This window comes from Streptomyces sp. NPDC002580 (assembly GCF_042889485.1).
Lineage (GTDB): Bacteria > Actinomycetota > Actinomycetes > Streptomycetales > Streptomycetaceae > Streptomyces.
Window position 1 is genome coordinate 276,544 of sequence record NZ_JBIAQZ010000003.1, and the last position, 23,389, is coordinate 299,932.

Sequence of the window (23,389 nt, forward strand, 5' to 3'; positions counted from 1 at the left end):
AGGTGCACTACCAGGTGCCTTCGACCCGGATCGAGCCCCGGCGAGGCAGCCAGGCTCGCAGCCGCGCTCCCGAAGGCGGCTGAGGACCTTCGGTGACCAGGGCGAGGCGGTGTTCTCGTGCGGCCGGCACATCGGGATCGGCCGCAGCGGTGAGACGGTCCGCCTCCTCGTGGGACAGGTGCTCGTCGGCCGGCGGTGGTGAGGGGGCCATGGCCCCTTGCGCATCGCTGCAAGAGGCGGCGCACGACGGCACAGCCCGCTTCGCAACCCTGGTCGTCGTCGGGGATCTCGCGGATCTCGGCCGGAGCTGGGCGACGGAGGTGTCGATGTACTTCGTCGTCCAGAACACGATGGCGTCGAGGACCAGGCCGAGCGCGCCGAGTGGGTCCTCCAGCCGTCGCGGTACGCCTGGTGGATGCTGCCGCGCCTGCCGCGGCACACGTCCCGGGCCGGCCCGTGGCGGGACTCCCGCACGGTGAGCTGCCGCTTCGTCCGACGCCGGTAGCTGTGCCCACGTATCCGGGCCGGCGATCATGAACCGCTCTGAAGACGGTCACCACCGGTCGGTGGATCGAGTGGCCGGTAGCCCGGACGGTCACGTCCCAGGCTGGTGGAGCGGGGGAGGAAACGCTGGGGGGCTGCCGACCCGTTTCCGAGTGTGTTCTGTGGTTCAGGGGTTTTTGGTTTCGGTGGTGCGGTGGTGTTCGGTGTTGATGCGTTGGGCTTCTTCGAGTTGGTCTTCGAGGATGACGATGCGGCAGGCGGCTTCGATGGGCATGCCGCTGTCGACGAGTTCGCGGGCGCGGGCGGCGATGCGTAGTTGGTAGCGGGAGTAGCGGCGGTGGCCGCCTGCTGAGCGCAGGGGGGTGATGAGGCGGGCGTCTCCGATGGCGCGGAGGAAGCCCTGGGTGGTGCCGAGGAGTTCGGCGGCCCGGCCCATGGTGTAGGCGGGGTAGTCGTCGTCGTCGAGACGGCCGAAGGAATCGTCTGCTGTCACTTGCACCTCTCTGGAAAAACGCGTGGAGGGGCCCCGGTGCTGTGGCACCGGGGCCCCGAAGGAACTGCTAACACCATCTGCCGGCTTGGTTGTGCGCCGGCTCTCTGTTTCCGCAGACCCGACCGACATCCTGTCGGGGGTGCGGGGATCGCAGTTGCTTGACCGGAGACCACCTCACTATCGATGTCCTGCGGTACCCGGGCTCAGATTTCCGCCCGGGCGATCCTGATGGCGCCTGGTCCCTCCGTTCTTTCCCTCTGATGAACCGATCACTTACCGAACCTGTCCTGCTGGTGGCCTGTGGCAGCGCCACTCTTCGGCAGCCAGCCCCGTCGCCCGTCCTGCGTCTGCTCTGGCTTGGAACCCCACTGCCGAACCTCCCGGCGCGCGCGTCCGCAGCCGACGCCTTCACCGAGGAACCACTCACCGCACTGCTGGTATTGCGAACTGCACTTGCGGTACTGCCACTGAATCAACTTCGGTCCTGCTGGTGGCGGCCCCTGAACACTGCGGGCCACCCGGTCCGGCCGTCAGTCCCGTCGCCGTCCTGCAACCGCTCTGGCTTCGGAACTCCACCGCCGCACCGCCCTGCAACTGCACTACCGCTGCCCGGCAGTTCATCTCTGCCCGGCCCTTGTCGATCTCCGTTACGAGAGAAACCATAACCACGCCCACCACCCAATGTCTACTCCAGCCAACATAGACTTTCTCGTGTTCGGCAGTGAGGCAGTCACCCTCGAACGGAGCAGGAGAAGGGGGAGCATCCGCATGGGCTGCACCGCTGCCAGGGCCTGCGCCGTTTGTGGCTCCGCGCGCGAGCGCCTCGGGTCGGGCACGGTGCCCGATGAGGGTGTCGCGCCGGGTGGGACGGAGGGGGAGGCGGTCCAGGACGGGCCGAACTCGTTCAGGGAGCGTGGCATGCCTTCCCCCAACGCGGGTATACGGTGCGCTGGTCGGCCAGCAGCGGCCGGCGGCATGGGCTGGATCACGCACGTAGGGAGGGGTCCTGAGATGACGGTGACCGAGACAACGCAAGCACGCACGGTGGCGGCGCTTCCGGAGATAGCCGACCCCGCGCAGGTCGCTCCAAAGGACGCCCGCGACTTGTCCCGGCTGTTCTTCGACCAGCTCACGGTGCTGGAAGAGGGCACGCCCGAGTACCAGTACGCGCGCAACACCCTCATCGAGATGAACGTCACCCTCGTCCGTTTCGCCGCCGCGCGCTTCCGCAGCCGCAGCCAGGACGAGATGGAGGACATCGTCCAGGTCGGCACGATCGGGCTCATCAAGGCCATCGACCGCTTCGACCTCACCCGCGAAGTCGAGTTCACCTCCTTCGCCGTTCCCTACATCGTCGGCGAGATCAAGCGGTTCTTCCGCGACACCTCCTGGGCCGTCCACGTGCCCCGCCGCCTCCAGGAAGCCCGCGTCGCCCTGGCCAAGGCCACCGAGGAACTGCGCTGCCGGCTCGGCCGCATGCCTACGGTCAAGGAACTCTCCGAGCTGATGTGCCTCAGTGAGGAGGAGGTCAACGAAGCGCGTCTGGCTTCCAACGGCTACAACTCCTCCTCGCTGGACGCCGCCATCACCTCGAGCGAAGACGGCGAAGCCGCGCTGGCCGACTTCATCGGCACCGACGACCACGCCTTCGAACTCGTCGAGGACTTCAACGCCCTCGCGCCGATGATCGCCCAACTCGACGACCGCGAACGGCGGATCATCCACATGCGGTTCGTCGACGAACTCACCCAGGCTCAGATCGGCGAACACCTCGGCGTCTCCCAGATGCACGTCTCCCGCCTGCTCAACCGCACCCTGGCCAAGCTGCGCGAAGGCATGCTCACCACCAACTGACCTCACTTGTTCACAACACGCCGGAGGCGCTGCCCACCCGGCCGGGTGGGCAGCGCCTCCAGTTCATTTCATCCGCGAGAGTCGGTGCGGGCGCGTTGACCCCAACCGGCCGGCTGCGATCGATGTGAGCGAAGGCCTGGGCGGATCGGGTGGCGTTTCGTGGCATGGAGACGGGCGGGGCGTCCTCGGGAGCAGGCCACAGCATGGCTGATTGGCGCTCACGACCAGGCGTACCCGTCTCGCTTCGGCCGCCGCGGTGGGCGCCGTCGCAGCTCTTGGGCGCGCGCCGCACCGGGGCCTGCATCCCACTGCCCCGGGAGACACCGGGTCTTCGTCATCGGTTCGGGCTTCGCAGGGGGATGCCGTGCTCCGGCCGGCACGGTCCAGCGTCCCGGTGACCGTCCTGCGGCGAACGGCGCCGGCCGACCGGACCAAAGGCCGAGACGGCAGGCCGGAGCTCAGGAGGCGGGAGGGGCGGACCGCGGCGCTGATTAAAATCCTCTCTCATGTCGAAGCCTGACGAACTGCTTGTTGACGTTGTCGCCCTGGTGGAGTCCGGGCGCAGCAATCAGATGTCTGTGACCGTGGTCGCCGGCGGTGCTGTCATCACGGGGCGGCTGGCTCCCGAGGCCGTCTGGAGGCAGCGGGTGTCGGAGGTTCTGGCGGACTCGGCCCGCCTGAGCGATTTCTCCGCCGCGTTCACCGCTGGGACGCGCGCGGAAGGGCCGCCTACGCATCTGCATTTCCATGTGGCGCGGATTTTGCAGGGCGAGGTGGGGATCCCGGAGACGGGCGGGATGTACCGCGTCGCGATCGAGGACGTCAGTGCCTGGACCATGGGCGACTTCAGCTATTCCAGCCACTGACCCGCCCTCGCGCCGAGAGTCCTGGGTACGCGTCGAGGGTCCGACCGGCATTCCGGTCGGACCCTCGGCGTTGCTTCGATGGCGGCTCGCGCCGGCCCGTCGGTCAGGCGGCCGCGGGGGCCCCGAGCATGGCGGACGCCAGTTGCAAGGGGGTGAGGCCGCGCGTGGGCGTGGGGGCCTGGGAAAGGTCGCGGCAGGTGAAGCCGAGCTGGGCCATGGCCCGCAGGACTTCGCCGGCACTGAAGTCGCGGCGGTCTTGGCGGGTGATGACCTGGCCGACCTGTTTGACGGGGTAGGTGCGGCGGCCGATGATCACGGATTTGCCAAAAGCCTGCTCGGGCTTGATGCCCTTCATCGATTGCAGGACGCCGCTCTTGGTGAGGTCGAACGGGAAGCGGGCGATGACACAGCGCATGAAGCCTCACAGGGAGAAGAACGAGAGGGGGACGGTGCTGCCGCGGTGAGGCGGTTCACCGGGCAAGGGCGAGGACGCCCAAAGCGCTGCCGTGTTCGTCGACCACTGCCAGGGCATCGATTCTGCTGCGGCGCATCGCGTGTTCGGCTTCGGCCATGGTGGTCACGGGCGAGGTGAACGGCCCGCGGTCGCCGAGGACGTCGCGCAGCTGGACCCGGTCCGGGTACGCGGAGCTGTCACGGGCGGCGGTGAGCTGGGCCTGGGTGAGCAGTCCGGTGCACAGGCCGCTGTCGTCGCAGACGAGCAGGTGCCCGGTGCGGGCACTGGTCATGACGGACAGCGCCACCTCTACGGTCATGTCGTCACACACCTGTGGTCCGGCGGCGTCCATGACGTCGGCGACCGTCCTGTGCACGGGGGTGGCACTCGTGGGGCCGGGCTGCATCTGAACCAGCGTCAAAAGGTGCCTCCTGCATGAGTGGGCCGACATCCGGAACACGAAGTCTTCAGGCCGCCGCGTCGAAGGAGGTCTGGCGCCCGCTCACGCGCCGGGCAGCCGAAGCGGGGCTGCGCCGGCCCCGTGAGGAGGCACTGCGCTGACGCCGCTCGGTCACCGGGGCGGTGATCGTCACAGGGATACCGGAGGGGGTCTGGGCACCGGTGATCCGGCTGAGTTCCTCCTCGCCGGAGCGGACCTGGGTGGTCTGGGGCACGATGCCGGCGGCGTTCATGAGGCGGGTCATGTCGCGGCGCTGGTTGGGGGTGACCAGGGTGACGACGCTGCCGGACTCTCCGGCGCGGGCGGTGCGGCCGCCGCGGTGGAGGTAGTCCTTGTGGTCGGTCGGCGGGTCGACGTTGACGACGAGGTCGAGGTTGTCGACGTGGATGCCGCGGGCCGCGACGTTCGTCGCCACCAGGACCGTCACGTGCCCGGTCTTGAACTGCGCGAGGGTCCGGGTGCGCTGCGGCTGGGACTTGCCGCCGTGCAGGGAAGCGGCGCGGACACCGCTGTTCAGCAGATCCTGCGTCAGCCGGTCGACGGCGTGCTTGGTGTCCAGGAACATGATCACCCGGCCCTCGCGCGCCGCGATCTGCGTCGTCGTGCGGTGCTTGTCGGCGCCGTGGACGTGCAGGACGTGGTGTTCCATCGTGGTGACGGCGCCCGCGGACGGGTCGACGGAGTGGACGACCGGGTCGGTGAGGTAGCTGCGGACCAGGCGATCGACGTTGCGGTCGAGGGTGGCGGAGAAGAGCATCCGCTGGCCCTCGGGGCGGACCTGGTCGAGCAGCGCGGTGACCTGGGGCATGAAGCCCATGTCGGCCATCTGGTCGGCCTCGTCCAGGACGGTGATGGCGACCTGGTTCAGCCGGCACTCCCCGCGGTCGATGAGGTCCTTGAGACGGCCCGGCGTCGCGACGACGACCTCGGCCCCGCCGCGCAGGGCACCGGCCTGCCGGCCGATCGACATGCCGCCGACGACGGTGGCCAGGCGCAGCTTCACGGAGCGGGCGTACGGAGTGAGCGCGTCGGTGACCTGCTGGGCCAGTTCCCGGGTGGGCACGAGGATCAGGGCCAGCGGCTGGCGGGGCTCGGCGCGCTGTCCGGCGGTGCGGGCCAGCAGGGCGAGGCCGAAGGCCAGGGTCTTGCCCGAGCCGGTGCGGCCCCGGCCGAGTACGTCACGCCCCGCGAGGGTGTTGGGCAGGGTCGCGCCCTGGATCGGGAAGGGGACGGTCACACCTTGCGCCGTCAGCGCGGCCAGCAGCGGCCTTGGCATGTCGAGAGCGGCGAACGTCTCGACCGCGGGCAGGGCGGGAGTGATCGTCTTCGGCGGGGCGAACTCACCCTGCACCGCTGCGGGCCGCCGGCCCTGGCCGCCCGAACGGCTCGAACCCCCTGAACGGCTCTGACCCCCTGAACGGCTCGGGGCGGACGAGCCGAAGCGCGCGCCCCGCCCCGACCCGGCACTGGAGTCGAAAGCGGAGACCTCGGTCCGGCGGGAGCGGGAGAAACGACTGGAGGAACGGCTGTTCGTACGTGTGGGGTTCATCGAGAACCTTCCTTGATACACGGCACGTACCAAGGAATTCCCGCAGCAAAAGAGCGGCGCAGGGAATCACAAGAACGGGCCGAATGGAATGCGAAAAGGAATTTTGCTTGCAGTGGATCCAGCGAGGGGCGCAAGAAGCGAAACAGGTGACGTCATACGGGCGTAGAACCCGGACATCGGCTGGTTGCGGCGCCGCTCGGATCCCTGAAGATAAGGAACACGGGCCCGGGATGCGGGCAGTGTTCAGGTGACACCACTGTGGGAATGCCGTGGTTGGGGCCCGCACCCCGAGGGTGCGGGCCCCAACCATGAAGTGCGCGTCGGCGTCAGGCGGGAACGATGTTCTCGGCCGTCGGGCCCTTCTGGCTCGGCGCGATGTCGAAGGTGACCTTCTGGCCTTCGAGCAGTTCGCGGAAGTCCTGGGCGGCAATGTTCGAGAAGTGGGCGAACACGTCGGCACCCCCGCCGTCCTGCTCGATGAATCCGAAACCCTTGGCCGCGTTGAACCACTTCACGGTGCCTGACGCCACGGTATATCTCCTTAGGGCAGTGCGCCGGGACCCGCGAAACGCGGATACCGGGTCGCTGAGATGATGCCCCGCCCCGGAAGCGACCGGAATTACAAAAAAGCTTCCAACGGCCAGAAGATATGGGCGAAGGTGCTTGAAGTCTGGGAACCACAACTGCAACTGAGATCGACAGTAGCATGGGGTAGCGGCCCGCGTACGATAAATAACCCCACTCTATTAGATGGGGCAAAAACACTCCCCGCACGACACGTCAAACCCTCACCTCACCGTCATAGATATTGCCCCGTCCGAAGTGCAGCGTCTCAGGAAGAGCGGACCTGTTTCCCGGCTCAAAGGAACAACTATTCCGGTGATCGGCATCCTCCTCGGCATCAGCCCCATCGGCCCGTCTCGACACCATCGGGGCCGCCCGGCAGCAGCTGGGCGGCCCCGATCACGCGCCGCCCAGGATCCGCCACCGTCGCCAGCGGGTCGGCGCCCCGCTCTCGGGGGGAACCCGCACAGGCGGTCCTGAGGCAGCCGGATGCTGCCGGTGCGGACGGGAAGGCCGGACGGAGTTGATGTTCTCGGCCTGGGGACTTTCCGCCCGGGCGGAGTCGAACGTCACCGCCTGGCCTTCCTGGAACTCACGCCGGCCCGGGGAGCCGATCGCGAGGCAGCGCCCGAAGACGACCGGGCCGCCGCACAGTTGACTCCCACTCCCCGTGAAGGACAGGGAGACCGCCCTGGTCGTGTGACGTGTGTGACGAGCGGCGTGAGCCGTACGGGTTCGCGGTCAGTAGGCGGCCAGGGAGATGGCGATGTAGTGCGCGGTGAAGGCTGCCACGGTCAGCGCGTGGAAGACCTCGTGGAAGCCGAACCAGAGGGGTGAGGGGTCAGGGCGCTTCAGGGCGTAGACGACCGCGCCCGCGCTGTAGAGGAGACCGCCGGCCACGATCAGGGTGAGTACGGCCGCTCCGCCGGTGTGCAGGAAGTCGGGCAGGTAGCGCACCGGTGCCCATCCCAGGGCCAGGTAGCAGGGGGTGTACAGCCAGCGCGGGGCCCCGACCCACAGGACCCGGAACGCGATGCCGGCCAACGCGCCCGCCCACACGATCCACAACAGCACTGATCTCTGGTCCGGCGGGAGGAGGAGAACGGCCAGGGGGGTGCAGGTGCCGGCGATGATCAGGAAGATGTTGGCGTGGTCCAGCCGTCGCAGAAGAGCCTCCCCGCGCGGACCCCAGGTACCGCGGTGGTAAACAGCGCTCGTTGCGAACAGCAGCCAGGCGGTGATCGAGTACACGGCGCAGGCCACGGCCGCCTGCGGGGTGCGGGCCAGGCAGATGAGTGCGATGCCTGCGATCAGCGCGGCGGGCACCATGGAGGCGTGGAGCCAGCCGCGCAACCTCGGCTTGACCGGCTCCACCAGGTCGCCCGCCCGCCCCACCAGTGCGGCAACCGAGTGAACCGTCTCCCCTGCACGGTCGCCTCGTGATCCGTCGGCCGGCCCGGCTTCACGAAGCTCTCCACGCCCTGAGGCGACGTGACCAGATTCGACTTCGGCGGCGTCGCGGGACACAGCTGCTCGTCCTCCTCTGGGCTCCTGAGAGTCACTGGCAACCATGCGGTCATGCTAAAAGATCTCCCTCCGGCAGCATGACAGGAGGAGGTCGGTCCAGGACCCCGGGTCGCGTCGCCGGGTACAGGCTGGTTCGCCACCGTGACCTCCGGCCCCGCCGTCGGTGCTGCCGCCGATGGGGACGACCGAAACCGAGTAGATCCGCTGGGCGTGGGAACGATCAGAGCTTCCGCACGGGTACCGCCGCTCGCCTGCACGCAAGGATCGCCGATGCTTCCTGAGGTCCGCCCCCACGTATCCGCGCCCCTCACCGACCAGCTGGAACGCCGACTGGGCCTGGCTCCAGACCTCCGAGCAGGCCATCTCGACGTGGAGCGCGTCGCCGGCATCGCAGTCGTCGCAGCCGCCCACTCCGGCGGGTACGCCGCCATCGGTCATCTCCTCGGACTGCTGGCCGCGCTTCCTTGCCCCACCGAGACCGGAGAACGCTTCTGGTCGGACCTGTGGAGGGCCTCGGGCACCGCCTATCTGCTACCCGCCAACATCAAGCCGGCGGTGTTGCAATCCCTGGCAGGCGAAGGAACCGCCCTGGCCCGACAGATCCTCTCGGCCGTCGATGAGATGACCCCGCCCCAACGCGTCGCAGTCGGGGAGGTGATCGGCCAGGCCCTCGTCGAGTCCGACCATCTACCGGACCTCAAGACACAGGTCATCGGAGAACTGTGGCTCCGAGATCTCGAACTGACCGCCTGGCACGTCCTGCACGCCGACCGCAGGTCGGACGATCCCGATGGACGCAAAGCCTTCCTCGAAGCCTGGACGAAGGCCTGAACGGCGGTACCGGGAGGATGCGGCCGGCCCAGGGTCAACCGTCTCGCCCCTGGACGGCCGACGGGAAGACCGTGAGGGCCGTTCTCGCCCGGCAGCGCCGCCGAATCGGAGTTGCGACTCCGTCCTGGAGAGCGCCGTGCGGGGGCTGCGTGTCCTCTCAGGCGGCTTGGATGAGTTCGGCGCGGCCGAACAAAAGCGGGTAGCCGGAGGGAAGCCGGCTCAGGATGCGGGTGATCAGGTCGGGGCCGGCCATGGCGGCGACGACGGCGAGGACCGCGCCGGTGTCCCAGCGGGTGGTGGCGGGGGTGGCGCCGGAGCGGTCGGCCAGGTCTTTGACGAAGGCCCAGCCGGTGATGGGCTGAGGGTCGGGGATCTGGGCGGTGAGGACGGAGGCCGCCTCGAAGGGCAGACGGGCGGCGAGTTCGACGCGTTCGTCGCCGGTCAGTCGCCGTCCGAGTCCCGAAAGGATCAGGTGGACGGCTTCTGCGGCCCGTTCGCGGGTGGGGTAGGCGCCTTCGTAGCGGACTCTCTCGAGCATCTGCTCGAACGTCATCACGGGCAGGTGCTCGAGCGGTACACGCAGGTCGGACATCACTGCGGTGGCTGCCTTTCTGTATCCGAGATGGTGGTGCCCGGCGGGGGCGCGGGCACCGGTGGGTGGGGTCAGTGGGGCTGGAGGCGGCCGAAGAGGAGGTCGTAGCCCGCGGGCAGCTGGAGCAGGACCTGCTTGATCAGGTCGTCGCCGGCCGCGTCGGCGACCGTGCTGAGGACGGCGCTGACGTCCCAGGCCGCGGTCGCTTCGGTGGCGCCTTCGATCCAGGCCGCCGTCGCTCGCAGGAACCGTTCCGGTGAGAGGGGTTCGGCGCTCTGCAGCGGGTTGAGCAGGATCAGGGCGAAGCCTTCCGGCAGGCGCGCCGCCAGCTGGGCGCGCACCTCGCCGACCAGGTGTGCGCCGAGCAGGGCGAGCACCACGCGGGCCGCGCGTTCCGCCTCCTGCCGGCTCCCGTACTCGCCGCGTTCCCTCACCTGGTCCAGGAACGCTTCCCAACGCAAGGTCATATCAGCCGCCACCCTTCTGCATCCGGTGCGGAGGACGGGGTGAAGGGGGTCGGGCGCCCGTCCTCCGCCGCATCGGCTCCGGTCGGCGGGGGCTCAGCCGGAGATCTGCTTGCGGGAGGACTCCCCGCCGATGGAGACCTTGCGGGGCTTGGCGCGCTCGGCGATCGGGATGCGCAGGGTCAGCACCCCGGCGTCGTAGTCGGCCTTGATGCGCTCGGTGTCCAGGCTGTCGGCCAGCACGAGCTGCCGGGAGAACACACCCAGCGGACGCTCGGAGAGTTCCATCTGGACGCCGTCGGCCTTCGCCGCGGGCCGGCGCTCGGCCTTGACGGTCAGCATGTTCCGCTCGACGTCGATGTCGATCGCCTCCGCGCTGACGCCGGGGAGGTCGAAGGCCACCACGTACTCGTCACCCTCGCGGTAGGCGTCCATCGCCATCGCGGACGGCCGCGTCCAGGTGCCGGAGCCGGTCAGCTGCTGGGCGAGCCGGTCGAGCTCGCGGAAGGGGTCGGTGCGCATCAACATCGCGAAAACACCTCCAGAAGGTTCGGGCTGTACCCGCCAATGCGCTTCACTGCCACCGTTGTAGCATGTCATCCAATGGATGACAAACATGAGTGTCGTCCAAAGGCTGACAGCTCTGACGGAGGTCCCATGACAGCAGCCGACCAGCCGCCCTCCGCCTGTACCGACACCCGGAGTCCGGCATCGTTTCTCGCCGCGACGGCGGCCCTGGAGGCCATGGACGCCGAACTGCGCGCCGCCCGGCAGGAGGCCCCAGACGCTCGCGGCGCCGGACCCGAGCAGGCCCTGGCCTCCCTGCTGCTGTTGCGGCAGGTTCGTGAGCAGCTCGTCGGATGGGAAACCGGCCTGATCGAAACCGCCCGTCACGCGGGAGCGAGCTGGGCCGACCTCGCCCACCCCCTCGGCGTGGCCAGCCGTCAGGCCGCCGAACGCCGCTACCTGCGGGGCCACCCCGGACCCGCAGGAACCACCGGTGAACAACGCGTCCAGGCCACCCGCGACCGCCGCGCGACCGACCGTGCCGTCGCCGCCTGGGCACGCGACAACGCCGCAGCCCTGCGCCGCCTCGCCGGCGAGATCACCGCCCTGACCGACCTCCCCCCTGCCTCCCGCATCCCGGCCGGCCGGCTCGACGCCGCCCTCGCCCACGACGACCCAGCCGCCCTCGTCCCACCCCTCACCGCGTTCCTCCCCCACCTGGCCGCCGCCCATCCCGGCCTCGCGGCCCGACTCGACACCCTTCTCGGCCACGGCGGGCAGCGTCCCTGACCGGACTTCGGGGCGCCTGTTCCAGACCGCGCGTGTCGGCCGGACAGTCATGTGCGCACCATCGCGGACGGTCGCAGGCCGGGCCCTGGCGGGCGGGCTTGTACCCGGCTCCCTTCTCGGTCACCGGCAGATACGGGGCCGAGTGGACCCGTCCAAGAGAATAAGAAGAACGTAAATCTCAAGCGCATGAGCGGGGATCGCCAGGGCACACGGCTGCTCGGAGGTTGATAACCATGGTTCCCCTGCTTCTCGTTCTTCTGCTCGCTCTGATCCTTTTCGGTGCCGGTTTCGCGGTCAAGATCCTGTGGTGGGTCGCGATCGCCGTCCTGGTGTTGTGGCTGGTCGGATTCGTCGCTCGCCCCAAGGGCGGCAGCGGACGCTGGTATCGCTGGTAGCGGCGCGACCTGCAGACACCCGGCCCTGCGGGGGCCCTTCCTCAGGGTTGGGCCCCCGCCGCCGTATCCGTGGGAAATCAGGAAGCGCAGCACGTCCTTCCTCGCGGTTTCCCCGTGAGGCTGACGATTTCGGGTAGGTGAGGGCCGACCGGGGTGGTTGCCGTGGGCGCGGTCGGGAACGCCGGTCGGAGCAGCCGCCCGCTACGGCAACTCCCGGCCCAGGCCGCCTGGGAATCGGCCACTCGCCCGCCTGGCGACAAAACCCCTGCCACCGAAACCCCAGGCCCGCCTTCCGGGGCAGGCCCGGCTCGTGGGTCGAGTACTCACCGAACCTCTGGTCTTCTCGGTCAGGCCGGGAGGGGGCGGCACACCCCAAGCCATGACACGACAGCTCGTCAGGTGATGTTGATCCGCTCAGGGCGACCCCGGACAGGGGATCAAGGCTTCAAGATCATCTCAGTGTGGGCTTCGCAGGCATCTTGGACGACCCGTTTCCGGGTGGGTGTTCTGTGGTTCAGGGGTTTTTGGTTTCGGTGGTGCGGTGGTGTTCGGTGTTGATGCGTTGGGCTTCTTCGAGTTGGTCTTCGAGGATGACGATGCGGCAGGCGGCTTCGATGGGCATGCCGCTGTCGACGAGTTCGCGGGCGCGGGCGGCGATGCGTAGTTGGTAGCGGGAGTAGCGGCGGTGGCCGCCTGCTGAGCGCAGTGGGGTGATGAGGCGGGCGTCTCCGATGGCGCGGAGGAAGCCTTGGGTGGTGCCGAGGAGTTCGGCGGCCCGGCCCATGGTGTAGGCGGGGTAGTCGTCGTCGTCGAGACGGCCGAAGGAATCGTCTGCTGTCACTTGCACCTCTCTGGAAAAACGCGTGGAGGGGCCCCGGTGCTGTGGCACCGGGGCCCCGAAGGAACTGCTAACACCATCTGCCGGCTTGGTTGTGCGCCGGCTCTCTGTTTCCGCAGACCCGACCGACATCCTGTCGGGGGTGCGGGGATCGCAGTTGCTTGACCGGAGACCACCTCACTATCGATGTCCTGCGGTACCCGGGCTCAGATTTCCGCCCGGGCGATCCTGATGGCGCCTGGTCCCTCCGTTCTTTCCCTCTGATGAACCGATCACTTGCCGAACGTGTACTGCTGGTGGCCTGTGGCAGCGCCACTCTTCGGCGGCCAGCCCCGTCGCCCGTCCTGCGTCTGCTCTGGCTTGGAACCCCACTGCCGAACCTCCCGGCGCGCGCGTCCGCAGCCGACGCCTTCACCGAGGAACCACTCACCGCACTGCTGGTATTGCGAACTGCAACCTACTGAACTGCTACTTCGGTCCTGCTGGTGGCGGCCCCTGAACACTGCGGGCCACCCGGTCCGGCCGTCAGTCCCGTCGCCGTCCTGCAACCGCTCTGGCTTCGGAACTCCACCGCCGCACCGCCCTGCAACTGCGCTACCGCTGCCCGGCAGTTCATCTCTGCCCGGCCCTTGTCGATCTCCGTTACGAGAGAAACCATAACCACGCCCACCACCCAATGTCTACTCCAGCCAACACAGACTTTCTCGTGTTCGGCAGTGAGGCAGTCACCCTCGAACGGAGCAGGCGCGAGAGCGGCCCGCTCCAGGGCGACATCACCTCAGCCGACGCCGATGGTGGCTCGCTGCGCCGCGAGCGCGGACGCCGTCCGGCTTCGCTGACGGCCTGTGCGACGGGCGATCGGAGGGGCGGGGCGAGCGGCAGAGCCGCGACCGATGGTCCCGCGATCGCCGGCGAGGTCTTCCGGGGAGCCCGGACCGGTCTGCCGCACCTGCCGCCCGACCACCGCGTTGCAGGACCCGGGCGGCAAGGGGCGGAACTGGGTTCCACGAGGGTCGGAAGTCTCCGGACACGGCGACGGTGGTCGCCGGTGTCGCCGGCTGCCGCGGCTACACGGCGAGGCGCTCCGAGACCTCCTTGGCCTTGGTCGCCGCGTCGTCGAGGGCCTTGCTGCGGGACGCCTCGAAAAGCGGGACCAGTTCGGCCATCGCCGGGTTGTGCGGGGCCATGGTCAGCTCCGGGACGATGAAGTCGAGATCGAGGGCGAGCATGTCCCGCAGTACGGCCTCCAGGTAGTTCTGCACGTACTCGTAGCCCTCGCGCGGAGTCCCCGGCGCGTACGAGCCGCCGCGGCTGGCGACGACCGTGACCGGGGTGCCCTTGGCCTTCGAGTCCTCGGCCATGGCGGTGCGCCCCATGAGGACGACGTTGTCCAGCCAGGCCTTGAGGGTCGAGGGGATGGCGAAGTTGTACATGGGGGCGCCGATCAGGATCGCGTCCGCGTTCTCCAGTTCCTCGATGAGCCGCACGCGTGCGGCGAAGGCCTCGGCCTGCTCGGGGGTGTGGGTGTCCGGGGCGGCGAAGCCGGCCGTGTGGGCGTCGGCGGTGATGTGCGGCACCGGGTGCGCGGCGAGGTCGCGGTAGACGACCGTGCCGTCGGGGTGCTGCTCCTGCCAGGCCGTGCGGAACGCGTCCGTCACGGCGCGGGAGGAGGAGACGCCGTCCGGGGAGACGGAGGAGTCGATGTGGAGGAGGGTGGCCATGGGGATCTCCAGGGGATGGGGAGGTGCTGGGCGTGGCTCTTCGGGGCGGTCGGCCCCGGGTCGGACGGTGGGTCGGGGGCGTGGGGCCCTCGCAATGGAACCCGTCCTGGGATGTTCTTCGGTCGCGGCCGGGTGGGGCCGTGAGCAGGGACTCGGGACAGGGCTGTCCCAGGGAGCCGCCCGTGATGGGCTTCTCTTTCGTTCCTAACTAGAGATAACACAGCTACTTACTTTTTTTCATCCCCTTGTGGGGACGCAGTACCCTGAGGACATGCCAGAACCGGGAAGCCACGACGCGGGGCCGTGTCAGAAGGTCGACGACGGCATGACCCGCGTCTTCACGCTGCTCGGGAAGCGCTGGACGGGCCTCGTCGTCTCGGTTCTGATGCAGCACCCCGTCCACTTCGCCGATCTGCGCAGGGCGATCCCGGGCATCAGCGAGCGCATGCTCTCGGACCGGCTCACCGAACTGGGCGCGGCCGGACTGGTCGTGCGCGAGGTCGACGAGGGCCCCCCGCTGCGGGTTTCGTACCGTCTGACCGAGGCGGGCGAGGCGCTGGAGCCCGCGCTCAAGGAGCTGGGCTCCTGGGCGGAGAGGTATCTGCCGGAGAGCGGACCGTGCGCGGGACGACCGCGGAATCAGTAGCCCGGGACGAGGGCGGACCCGCGCGAACCGGCCAGGGACCGGCGGTGCCGGACGGGCGTCCGCGCGGCCGGGCGTCCCTCGTCCGCCGTCACGGCCGCGGCGATTCCCCGGGCGATACCAAGGTTTTCCACAGGGTCTGACGCGTTTTCCCGACCGGCGGTACGGTCAGCACGAGTTGATGTTCGTGTGCGGGGGAGGCGGTCGTGATGGCCGAGATCGGTATGGCGGATGCGGTGGGCGCGGAGCGGCAGACGATGCCGTCCGCGGGGGCCGGACTGGTGGAGCGGGCCGGGCCCGTCGAGCGGGGCGAGGGGGCCCGCGAGGAGGACCGTGAAGGCCTACGGCCCGGGGCCGGGTCCGAGCCGGGGTCCGAGAGGCGGCCCATGCCCGGAAGCCGGTCGGAGTCCGGGGCGTCCGACGCCCGGGGACTGACCGTTCCGGGGTTCGCCGCCTGGCCGGTGAAGGGCTCGCCCAAGGACGAGGGAAAGGCCCTGCGCGGACGGGTGCCGCGCCGGGCGCACGCCGAGCTGACGATGGACGCCGACCGGCCGGCCGCCGTGACCGCCGTCGAGGAGTCCAACCGCGGCCGGCTCTCCGAACTGACCCCGATCAGGGTGGGCAGGATGGCGGCCACGCCCTTCGCGTTCCTGCGCGGCTCCGCGGGCCTCATGGCGTTCGACCTCGCCCGCACCCCCATGACCGGCATCGACGCCCAGATCTGCGGTGACGCGCACGCGGCGAACTTCGGTCTGTACGCGGACGCGCGCGGCGGTCTCGTCATCGACCTGAACGACTTCGACGAGACGGTGCACGGCCCCTGGGAGTGGGATCTCAAGCGGCTCGCCACCTCGCTCGTGCTCGCGGGCCGGGAGGCCGGAGCGGACGAGGACACCTGCCGAGCGGCCGCGCACGACGCCGTGGGCGCCTACCGCCGCACCATGCGCCTGCTGGCCAGACTGCCGGCGCTGGACGCGTGGAACGCCATCGCCGACGAGGAGCTGGTCTCCCACGCCGACGCCCACGACCTGCTCGGCACGCTGGAGCGGGTCTCCGAGAAGGCGCGGGCCAACACCAGCGGGCGGTTCGCCGCCCGGTCCACGGAGGCCGTGGAGGGCGGTGGCCGCCGCTTCGTGGACGCGGCGCCCGTCCTGCGCCGCGTTCCCGACCAGGAGGCGGCCGCGGTCGCGGCGTCCCTGGAGCACTATCTGACGACGCTCTCCGAGGACCGCCACCCCCTGCTCGCCCGCTACGCGGTGCACGACGTCGCCTTCCGGGTCGTCGGCACCGGCAGCGTCGGCACCCGCTCGTACGTCGTGCTGCTCCTGGACCACCGGGGCGAGGCCCTCGTCCTCCAGGTCAAGGAGGCCCGCGCCTCGGCGCTGCTCCCGCACCTCGCGACCGCCGGCCACCGGATGCCCGAGCCGGTGCACGAGGGCCGCCGGGTCGTCCTCGGCCAGAAGCGCATGCAGGTCGTCAGCGACATCCTCCTGGGCTGGACCTCGGTCGACGGCCGGCCCTACCAGGTACGACAGTTCCGCAACCGCAAGGGCAGCGTGGACCCCGCGGCCCTGGCCGCCGACCACATCGACGACTACGGCCGTATGACCGGCGCCCTGCTGGCCCGCGCCCACAGCCACAGCGCCGACCCGCGTCTCGTCTCCGGCTACTGCGGCAAGAAGGAGGAACTGGACGAGGCCATCGCCTCCTTCGCCGTCGCCTACGCCGACCGTACGGAGGCGGATCACGCGGCACTGGTGGCCGCGGTCCGGAGCGGGCGGATCGCTTCCGAACCGGGGGTGTGACCGTGGCGACCCGTGTGACCGGGGTGACCGTGGTGGTTGGGGTCTTTGGGGCCGTTGTGGCCGGTCAGGTGGTTGCGGAGGTGGGGAAGGCGGTGAGCTTCGGGGGAGTGTGGCCTACGCTGGTCGGGTGACGACCCCGGAAGCCGATCAGAGTCAGTCCGAGCCCACCGACGAGGGAGGCCGGGAACAGTCCGGTGCCCCCGAGGGCGGGACGCCCCAAGCCTCCCTCGGCGACGCCGGAGGCATCGCGGACACGGAGGGCGCGGAAGCGGCCTCGCGTGCCGAGGACGCCGCGGGCGACGAGGGTGACGCCGGGGTGCGGAGCGAGGCGCCGGCCGGTGCGGCGCAGGGTGAGGACACCCGGCCCGAGGCGCGGCTCGAACGGGCGGTGCGGGCGGCCGAGCAGGCGTTGATCGAGTTCGAGATCGCCGTGGAGACCTTCCGGGTCGAGGTCGACAACTTCTCCAGGCTGCACCACCAGAAGCTCGGTCCGATGTATTCCCGTCTCGACGAACTGGACGCCGAGATCGCCGAGGCGCGCGCCGCGCGCACCGGCGACGTGGAGGACATACGGAAGGCGCACGAGGCACGGGCTCGGGTCATGCCCATGCCCGGTGTCGAGGAACTCTTCCACGGCTGGATGGACTCGGACGGTCTGTTCCCCGAGGCCGTGGCGATGCTCACGGACCAGCCCGTGCAGCCTCCGCAGCGGGTCCGCCCCAGCGAGGAGGCCCGCAAGCTCTTCCGCGAACTGGTCCGCAAGGCCCACCCCGACCTGGCGCAGGACGACGGCGAGCGCAAGCGGCGTGACGAGTTCATCTCCCGGGTGAACGCGGCGTACGCCCGGGGCGACGAGCCGTTGCTGCGGGAACTGGCCGCGGAGTGGGCCGCCGGGCCCGCGCCCGAGGAGTGGAAGCCGAGCCGGAGCGAGGAGCTCTACGCCCGCCTCGAATGGCTCGCCCAGCGCAAGGAGATGCTCACCTTCGCCGCCCGTGAGCTGGAGGAGAGCGCCATCGGAGCCATGCTCAAGATGGCGCCGGAGGACCCGGACCGTCTTCTGGAGGAGATCGCCGAGCAACTGCTGACCCAGGTCGGCGTGCGCGAGGCCGAGCTGGTGGAGCTGATCTCCCAGGCTCCCTGAGTCTTCCCGCCCGCGGCGTCGGGTAGCGTCGGAGGCATGAGTTTTGGATCCGGTGTGCCCACGGTCGAGGTCGGCGACCTCGCGGTCGACGACTTCCTGCTGGACGTCCGCGAGGACGACGAGTGGGAGGCCGGTCACGCCCACGGGGCGCTGCACATCCCCATGAGCGAATTCGTCGCCCGCTACGGCGAACTGACCGAGGCGGCCCCCCAGGACGGCCGGGTCAACGTGATCTGCCGCTCCGGCGGCCGGTCGGCCCAGGTGACGCAGTACCTCGTCCAGCAGGGCATCGACGCCGTGAACGTCGAAGGCGGCATGCACACCTGGGAGGCCATGGGCCGACCCGTCGAGAACGCCAAGGGCGAGTCCGGCTTCGTCCTGTAGCAGGGGCCGCTCCGTCGGGTGGCCGACGGAGCGCCCCTCAGCCCAGGGGGTGTGCCGCCAGCAGATCGCCCAGGGCCTCCTCGTGGGCCGCCGCCGGGCCGAGCGACAGTTCCAGGTGCTTGGCCCAGGCGTGGTACCGGTGCAGCGAGTAGTCGGTGTCGGCGCCGAACCCTCCGTGCAGATGCTGCGCGGTCTGCACGACGCGGCGTACCCCTTCGGAGGCCCAGATCTTGGCGACGGCCACGTCACCGCAGGCGGGGAGCGCGCCCCCGGCTCCCGTACCGATCCGCCAGGCGGCCTGCCAGAGCGTCGCCTCCATCGCGCGCAGGTCGATGTAGCGGTCGGCGGCCTGCACGGCGACCGCCTGGAAGGTCGCGATCGGGAACCCGAACTGCTCCCGCTCGCTCGTGTACGCGCTCGTCATCCGCAGCACAGCCTCCCCGAGCCCGAGCGCCAGCGCGCACGTCCCGGTGGCCAGCAGTTCGCGCAGCCACTCCCACGCCCCCTCCGTGTCGATGACGTCGCGGGAGGCGATCCGCGCGGACTCCAGGCGGAGTTCACCGAGCCGCTCACCGGTCGTGGAGATCTGCTCGGCGAGGACGGTCCCCCCGTGACCGCGGGGAACCAGCGCGAGAACGGTCCGGTCGGCGTCCGTGTGCGCGGGGACGACGACGAAGTCGGCGTCGTGGGCCCAGGGGACGGCTGTCTGGGCACCGTCCAGCACCCAGCCGGCGCCGTCCCGCCGCGCGGTGACGGCGCGTTCGGCCGGGTCGTGCCCGGTCCTGCCGTTGGCGGCGACGGTCAGCACCAGTTCGCCCCGGCCCGCCCGCGCCGGCAGCTCCGCCCGCGCCTCCTCGCCGCCGTACCGCCGCACCACCGCCGCTGCCGCGCTGTGCTCCAGCAACGGCACCCGCGCCAGCACCTTCGCCGACTCCCGCAGCACCAGACACAACGCGATCGGGTCGAGGCCCGCCCCACCGCACTCCTCGTCGAGCAGCAGGCTCAGCAGGTCCGTGTCGGCGAGCCTCGCCCACAGGGCGCGGTCGAGGTCCTCGGCGACGGCGCCCGCGGTGAGCGCGGGACTGGGCACCCCGTCGGGCGAGACCCCGGCGAACACCGCCTTCGCCGCCTCGACCGCCGCCTGCTGCTCCTCGGTGAAGGTGAAATCCACGATCCCGTCCTCCCGCACACGCGTCGGACCAACGACCAGACAAGGCATCTGATCTGACGGTGCGTCAAGATAGAACAGGTTCTATGAGAAGGGAACGGCCGCTCAGCGGTCGAAGTCCAGCTCCACCTTCTCCGTGGCCGGATGCGACTGGCAGGCCAGTACGTACCCGGCTTCCGTCTCCTCCGGCTCCAGCGCGAAGTTGCGGTCCATCCGCACCTCGCCCGAGACGAGGAACGCCCGGCAGGTGCCGCACACGCCGCCCTTGCAGGCGTACGGCGCGTCCGGACGGTTGCGCAGCACCGCGTCCAGCAGCGACTCACCGTCCTGGACCGGCCAGGTGCCTCCGCGTCCGTCGAGCCGCGCGGTCACCGTGCTGTGCGCCGGGGCGGGTACGGCGGGAGCGGTCGCGGCACCGGCGTCCACGTGGAAGATCTCCTCGTGGATCCGTGTCCGGGACACCCCGAGCCCGCGCAGCGCCCGCTCGGCTCCCTGCACGAGCCCCATGGGCCCGCACAGGAACCATCCCGCCACCCGGTCCACGGGCAGCAGCGCCGGCAGCAGTCCGGCCAGCCGCTCCTGGTCGAGCCGGCCGGACGGCAGCCCGGCCTGCTGCTCCTCCCGGGACAGGACCGTCACCAGCTGGAACCGCTGCGGATAGCGGTCCTTGAGGTCGGCGACCTCCTCCAGGAACATCGTCGAGGCCGACGTGCGGTCGCTGCGGACCAGGCAGAACCTCGCCTCCGGCTCCCGCGCCAGCAGGGTCGAGACGATCGACAGCACCGGGGTGATCCCGCTGCCGCCCACCACCGCCGCGTACAGGCCGGCCGAGGGCTCCAGCGTGAAGCGCCCCGCCGGAGTCATCACCTCCACCTCGTCGCCCACGGCGATCTCCTTGAGCGCGTAGGTCGAGAACGCGCCGCCGTCGACCAGACGCACGCCGACCCGCAGCGTGCGCGGGCCCTCGCCGTCGGGGGCGGGTGCAAGGGAGCAGATGGAGTACGTACGGCGGATCTCCGCGCCGTCGGCCGTGCGGCGCAGCGCCAGGTGCTGGCCGGCGGAGTGCCGGTAGTCCTCGCGCAGCTCCGCGGGCACCGCGAAGGTCAGGGCCACGGAGTCGTCGGTGATCCGGTCGACCGCGGCCACCGGGAGCGGGTGGAAGCGGGCCATCACAACTCCTTGAAGTGGTCGAACGGTTCGCGGCAGGACAGGCAACGGCGCAGCGCCTTGCACGCGGTGGAGGAGAAGCGGCTGAGCAACTCGGTGTCGGCCGATCCGCAGGCGGGGCAGCGGACCGGCTCCAGCTCCTGCGGCTCCCCTTCGAGGGTGAGCGTCCGGGTCGGGCCCAGGCCCAGCGTCACGGGGCCCGCCGGGCGCCCGCCGCGCGGCGGCGCTATCCCGAACTCCCGCAGTTTGCGGCGACCTTCGTCCGAGATGTCGTCGGTCGACCACGCGGGGCTGAGCACGGTGCGCACGGACACCTCGCGGATGCCGTGCTCGTGGAGCACCCGCTCGATGTCCATGGACATGGCCTCGACGGCCGGACAGCCGGTGTAGGTCGGTGTCAGCTCGACCTCGACGGAGTCCGCGGTGCGTACGTGCACGGCGCGCAGCACGCCGAGGTCCTCCAGGGTGAGAACGGGAAGCTCGGGGTCGAGCACGGAGCCGGCCAGCCTGCGCAGCTCCTCCTCGAGTTCGGTCGTCGTCACCACGACGCCCCCGGGTGGCTGCGGTGGAGGTGCTGCATCTCGGCGAGCATCCGCCCGAACGGCTCGGTGTGCAGGCCCTGGCGTCCGGCGCCGGCCGCCCACGCCCCGGACCGGGGTCCCTCGGGGACCGACAGCGTGGCCCGGCGCAGGACGTCTTCCACGGACTCCAGCCAGGCGGCCTGTGTCCCCTCCCAGTCGATGTCGATGCCGTCGACCGGCTGGAACATCTCCCCCGTGAAGCGCCACAGCGCCTCGCACGCCCGGTTCATCCGCTCGTGGCTGACGGCCGTGCCGTCGCCGAGGCGCAGCGTCCACTGCTCGGCGTGGTCCTGGTGGTAGGCGACCTCCTTGACCGCCTTCGCGGCGAGGGGCGCGAACTCGCTCTCCCCGGACGCCAGTTGTGCGTAGAGGAGCCGCTGGTAGGTGGAGAAGTACAGCTGGCGGGCGATCGTGTGCGCGAAGTCGCCGTTCGGCTGCTCGACGAGCTGGAGGTTGCGGAAGGCGCGTTCCTCGCGGAGATACGCCAGTTCGTCCTCGTCCCCGGCCATCGACAGCAGGACCCGGGCCTGGCCGAGCAGGTCCAGCGCGATGTTGGCGAGGGCGACTTCCTCCTCGAGGACGGGCGCGTGGCCCGCCCACTCCCCCAGGCGGTGCGAGAGCACCAGGGCGTCGTCGCCGAGGGCCAGAACGGCCGCTCTGTTCACGGTGAGAGTCACAGGTGCTTCACCCCTTCCGGGATCTCGTAGAACGTCGGGTGGCGGTACGGCTTGTCCGCGGAGGGTTCGAAGAACGGGTCCTTCTCGTCGGGCGAGGAGGCCGTGACGGCGGTGGACGGGACGACCCAGATCGAGACGCCCTCGCCGCGCCGCGTGTACAGATCGCGGGCGTTGCGCAGGGCCAGGTCGGCGTCCGGCGCGTGCAGGCTGCCGGCATGGGTGTGCGAGAGCCCGCGGCGCGAGCGCACGAAGACCTCCCACAGCGGCCAGTCGGTGTTCGTCATGCTCGGGTCGCTCCTGTCTCACCGGTCGTGCTCGCGGAGCCGCCGGTCCACCTCGTCTGCTTTTCGGCGTACGCCGACGCCGCCTCCCGTACCCACGCGCCCTCCTCGTGGGCGCGTCGGCGCTGGGTTATCCGCTGGTCGTTGCACGGGCCGTTGCCCTTGAGGACGTCCCAGAACTCGGTCCAGTCGATGGCGCCGAAGTCGTGGTGCCCGCGCTCCTCGTTCCACACGAGGTCCGGGTCGGGCAGGGTCAGGCCGAGGGACTCGGCCTGGGGCACGGCGATGTCGACGAAACGCTGGCGCAGCTCGTCGTTCGAATGGCGCTTGATCTTCCACGCCATCGACTGGGCGGAGTGCGAGGACTCGTCGTCGGGCGGGCCGAACATCATCAGGGAGGGCCACCACCAGCGGTCGACCGCGTCCTGCGCCATCGCGTGCTGCTCGGGGGTGCCCTGGCTCAGGGCCAGCAGCAGTTCGTAGCCCTGGCGCTGGTGGAAGGACTCCTCCTTGCACACGCGGATCATGGCGCGGGCGTACGGGCCGTACGAGCAGCGGCACAGGGGGACCTGGTTGGTGATCGCGGCACCGTCCACGAGCCAGCCGATGGCGCCGACGTCCGCCCAGGTCAGCGTCGGGTAGTTGAAGATCGACGAGTACTTCTGGCGGCCTGAGTGCAGTTTGTCCAGCAGCTCGTCGCGGCTGGTGCCGAGGGTCTCGGCCGCGCTGTACAGGTACAGCCCGTGGCCGGCCTCGTCCTGGACCTTCGCCATCAGGATCGCCTTGCGGCGCAGCGAGGGCGCGCGGGTGATCCAGTTGGCCTCCGGCTGCATGCCGATGATCTCGGAGTGGGCGTGCTGCGCGATCTGCCGGACCAGGGTGGAGCGGTAGGCGTCGGGCATCCAGTCGCGGGGCTCGATGCGTTCGTCGGCCGCCACCGCGGCGTCGAAGACGACCTCGTATGCCGCTGTGCGCGCCGCTTCGTCGGCGGATTCGTCCGCCTGTGTGCGGGCCGTGTGGTGCGCTGATGCTGTCGCCATGCGGTCCCCCTCGACCTCTCTCTCCCGACCGACCGATCGTTCGGTCCGCTCGCATCAATGGTCGGTCGAGCGCCGTATGGTGTCAACCGCTGTG

The 23,389-nt window shown here is 70.2% G+C and carries 27 protein-coding genes and 1 pseudogene; 9 read left to right on the top strand and 19 right to left on the bottom strand.

The features are described 5' to 3' along the window. Positions 1-7 precede the first annotated feature (7 nt). The 3 genes and pseudogenes from ACFYW7_RS12185 to ACFYW7_RS12195 all read right to left on the bottom strand — a co-directional run bounded on the left by ACFYW7_RS12185 (position 8) and on the right by ACFYW7_RS12195 (position 997). A complete protein-coding gene (locus ACFYW7_RS12185) occupies positions 8-211 on the bottom strand; it encodes a hypothetical protein (RefSeq protein ID WP_389500880.1) in 204 nt (67 codons plus the stop codon). Between the two features lie 90 nt (positions 212-301). After that, positions 302-507: pseudogene (locus tag ACFYW7_RS12190) on the bottom strand (Tn3 family transposase); the annotation flags it as partial. Positions 508-670: 163 nt separating this feature from the next. Further along, positions 671-997, bottom strand: a complete 327-nt coding sequence (locus ACFYW7_RS12195) for a MerR family transcriptional regulator (protein WP_389500883.1) — start codon at positions 995-997, stop codon at positions 671-673. A 1,011-nt stretch (positions 998-2,008) separates the two neighbouring features. Between ACFYW7_RS12195 and ACFYW7_RS12200 the strand changes: the two genes are divergently transcribed. Further along, a complete protein-coding gene (locus tag ACFYW7_RS12200) occupies positions 2,009-2,851 on the top strand; it encodes an RNA polymerase sigma factor SigF (RefSeq protein WP_389500885.1) in 843 nt (280 codons plus the stop codon). Between the two features lie 506 nt (positions 2,852-3,357). Next, positions 3,358-3,717, top strand: coding sequence for a hypothetical protein (locus tag ACFYW7_RS12205; protein WP_389500889.1), 360 nt, complete (start codon positions 3,358-3,360; stop codon positions 3,715-3,717). A 103-nt stretch (positions 3,718-3,820) separates the two neighbouring features. Here ACFYW7_RS12205 and ACFYW7_RS12210 read toward each other — a convergent pair whose 3' ends face one another. The 5 genes from ACFYW7_RS12210 to ACFYW7_RS12230 form a co-directional block, all read right to left on the bottom strand. After that, positions 3,821-4,132 (bottom strand): SCO5918 family protein, encoded by a 312-nt coding sequence (locus tag ACFYW7_RS12210; protein WP_389500892.1) that lies wholly within the window; start codon positions 4,130-4,132, stop codon positions 3,821-3,823. 55 nt (positions 4,133-4,187) lie between these two features. Beyond that, complete coding sequence (locus tag ACFYW7_RS12215; RefSeq protein WP_389500894.1) at positions 4,188-4,592, bottom strand: CBS domain-containing protein; 405 nt, start codon at positions 4,590-4,592, stop codon at positions 4,188-4,190. 46 nt (positions 4,593-4,638) lie between these two features. Continuing rightward, positions 4,639-6,180, bottom strand: coding sequence for a DEAD/DEAH box helicase (locus ACFYW7_RS12220; RefSeq protein WP_389500896.1), 1,542 nt, complete (start codon positions 6,178-6,180; stop codon positions 4,639-4,641). A 326-nt stretch (positions 6,181-6,506) separates the two neighbouring features. Further along, positions 6,507-6,710, bottom strand: a complete 204-nt coding sequence (locus ACFYW7_RS12225) for a cold-shock protein (protein ID WP_389500898.1) — start codon at positions 6,708-6,710, stop codon at positions 6,507-6,509. 775 nt (positions 6,711-7,485) lie between these two features. Continuing rightward, positions 7,486-8,271 carry a hemolysin III family protein gene (locus tag ACFYW7_RS12230; protein ID WP_389500901.1) on the bottom strand — a complete coding sequence of 262 codons (786 nt, stop codon included), beginning with the start codon at positions 8,269-8,271 and terminating at the stop codon, positions 7,486-7,488. A 270-nt stretch (positions 8,272-8,541) separates the two neighbouring features. Between ACFYW7_RS12230 and ACFYW7_RS12235 the strand changes: the two genes are divergently transcribed. Next, positions 8,542-9,102, top strand: a complete 561-nt coding sequence (locus tag ACFYW7_RS12235) for a hypothetical protein (protein ID WP_389500903.1) — start codon at positions 8,542-8,544, stop codon at positions 9,100-9,102. Positions 9,103-9,259: 157 nt separating this feature from the next. Here ACFYW7_RS12235 and ACFYW7_RS12240 read toward each other — a convergent pair whose 3' ends face one another. The 3 genes from ACFYW7_RS12240 to ACFYW7_RS12250 form a co-directional block, all read right to left on the bottom strand. Further along, a complete protein-coding gene (locus ACFYW7_RS12240; protein ID WP_389500905.1) occupies positions 9,260-9,697 on the bottom strand; it encodes a DUF2267 domain-containing protein in 438 nt (145 codons plus the stop codon). Between the two features lie 68 nt (positions 9,698-9,765). After that, positions 9,766-10,161 (bottom strand): DUF2267 domain-containing protein, encoded by a 396-nt coding sequence (locus tag ACFYW7_RS12245; RefSeq protein WP_389500907.1) that lies wholly within the window; start codon positions 10,159-10,161, stop codon positions 9,766-9,768. A 93-nt stretch (positions 10,162-10,254) separates the two neighbouring features. After that, positions 10,255-10,686, bottom strand: a complete 432-nt coding sequence (locus ACFYW7_RS12250; protein ID WP_389500909.1) for an Hsp20/alpha crystallin family protein — start codon at positions 10,684-10,686, stop codon at positions 10,255-10,257. A 129-nt stretch (positions 10,687-10,815) separates the two neighbouring features. On the opposite strand from ACFYW7_RS12250, the gene ACFYW7_RS12255 reads away from it, so the two are divergent. Then, a complete protein-coding gene (locus ACFYW7_RS12255; protein ID WP_389500911.1) occupies positions 10,816-11,454 on the top strand; it encodes a type III effector protein in 639 nt (212 codons plus the stop codon). A 233-nt stretch (positions 11,455-11,687) separates the two neighbouring features. Next, positions 11,688-11,849 carry a hypothetical protein gene (locus ACFYW7_RS12260; protein ID WP_053676175.1) on the top strand — a complete coding sequence of 54 codons (162 nt, stop codon included), beginning with the start codon at positions 11,688-11,690 and terminating at the stop codon, positions 11,847-11,849. Positions 11,850-12,363: 514 nt separating this feature from the next. Here the strand turns inward: ACFYW7_RS12260 and ACFYW7_RS12265 are convergent. Both ACFYW7_RS12265 and ACFYW7_RS12270 read right to left on the bottom strand, forming a co-directional pair. After that, entirely contained in the window at positions 12,364-12,690 is a 327-nt protein-coding gene (locus ACFYW7_RS12265; protein WP_389500883.1) for a MerR family transcriptional regulator, read from the bottom strand. A gap of 1,064 nt (positions 12,691-13,754) precedes the next feature. Next, on the bottom strand, positions 13,755-14,408 hold the full coding sequence (locus ACFYW7_RS12270; RefSeq protein WP_389500913.1) for an FMN-dependent NADH-azoreductase: 654 nt from the start codon (positions 14,406-14,408) through the stop codon (positions 13,755-13,757). Positions 14,409-14,679: 271 nt separating this feature from the next. Here ACFYW7_RS12270 and ACFYW7_RS12275 point away from each other — a divergent pair, with 271 nt between their 5' ends. From ACFYW7_RS12275 to ACFYW7_RS12290, 4 genes are all read left to right on the top strand, one after another. Beyond that, on the top strand, positions 14,680-15,054 hold the full coding sequence (locus ACFYW7_RS12275) for a winged helix-turn-helix transcriptional regulator (protein WP_389500915.1): 375 nt from the start codon (positions 14,680-14,682) through the stop codon (positions 15,052-15,054). Positions 15,055-15,437: 383 nt separating this feature from the next. After that, positions 15,438-16,856, top strand: a complete 1,419-nt coding sequence (locus ACFYW7_RS12280; protein WP_389501635.1) for a DUF2252 domain-containing protein — start codon at positions 15,438-15,440, stop codon at positions 16,854-16,856. Positions 16,857-16,983: 127 nt separating this feature from the next. Further along, entirely contained in the window at positions 16,984-17,997 is a 1,014-nt protein-coding gene (locus tag ACFYW7_RS12285; protein ID WP_389500917.1) for a hypothetical protein, read from the top strand. A 36-nt stretch (positions 17,998-18,033) separates the two neighbouring features. After that, entirely contained in the window at positions 18,034-18,381 is a 348-nt protein-coding gene (locus ACFYW7_RS12290) for a rhodanese-like domain-containing protein (protein ID WP_389500919.1), read from the top strand. A gap of 37 nt (positions 18,382-18,418) precedes the next feature. Here ACFYW7_RS12290 and ACFYW7_RS12295 read toward each other — a convergent pair whose 3' ends face one another. From ACFYW7_RS12295 to paaA, 6 genes are all read right to left on the bottom strand, one after another. Further along, positions 18,419-19,552 (bottom strand): acyl-CoA dehydrogenase family protein, encoded by a 1,134-nt coding sequence (locus ACFYW7_RS12295; RefSeq protein ID WP_389500921.1) that lies wholly within the window; start codon positions 19,550-19,552, stop codon positions 18,419-18,421. A 102-nt stretch (positions 19,553-19,654) separates the two neighbouring features. Next, positions 19,655-20,719, bottom strand: a complete 1,065-nt coding sequence (paaE, locus tag ACFYW7_RS12300; protein WP_389500923.1) for a 1,2-phenylacetyl-CoA epoxidase subunit PaaE — start codon at positions 20,717-20,719, stop codon at positions 19,655-19,657. Further along, positions 20,719-21,261 carry a 1,2-phenylacetyl-CoA epoxidase subunit PaaD gene (gene paaD, locus ACFYW7_RS12305; protein WP_389500925.1) on the bottom strand — a complete coding sequence of 181 codons (543 nt, stop codon included), beginning with the start codon at positions 21,259-21,261 and terminating at the stop codon, positions 20,719-20,721. Before paaD ends, paaE begins: the two co-directional genes overlap by 1 nt. Continuing rightward, the gene (gene paaC / locus ACFYW7_RS12310; RefSeq protein WP_389500927.1) at positions 21,255-21,974 is read right to left on the bottom strand and encodes a 1,2-phenylacetyl-CoA epoxidase subunit PaaC; all 720 of its coding nucleotides are present in this window, start codon (positions 21,972-21,974) and stop codon (positions 21,255-21,257) included. The genes paaD and paaC overlap by 7 nt, the downstream gene beginning before the upstream one ends. After that, a complete protein-coding gene (gene paaB / locus ACFYW7_RS12315; protein ID WP_389500929.1) occupies positions 21,971-22,258 on the bottom strand; it encodes a 1,2-phenylacetyl-CoA epoxidase subunit PaaB in 288 nt (95 codons plus the stop codon). The genes paaC and paaB overlap by 4 nt, the downstream gene beginning before the upstream one ends. After that, complete coding sequence (gene paaA, locus ACFYW7_RS12320; protein WP_389500931.1) at positions 22,255-23,295, bottom strand: 1,2-phenylacetyl-CoA epoxidase subunit PaaA; 1,041 nt, start codon at positions 23,293-23,295, stop codon at positions 22,255-22,257. The genes paaB and paaA overlap by 4 nt, the downstream gene beginning before the upstream one ends. Positions 23,296-23,389: the final 94 nt, after the last annotated feature.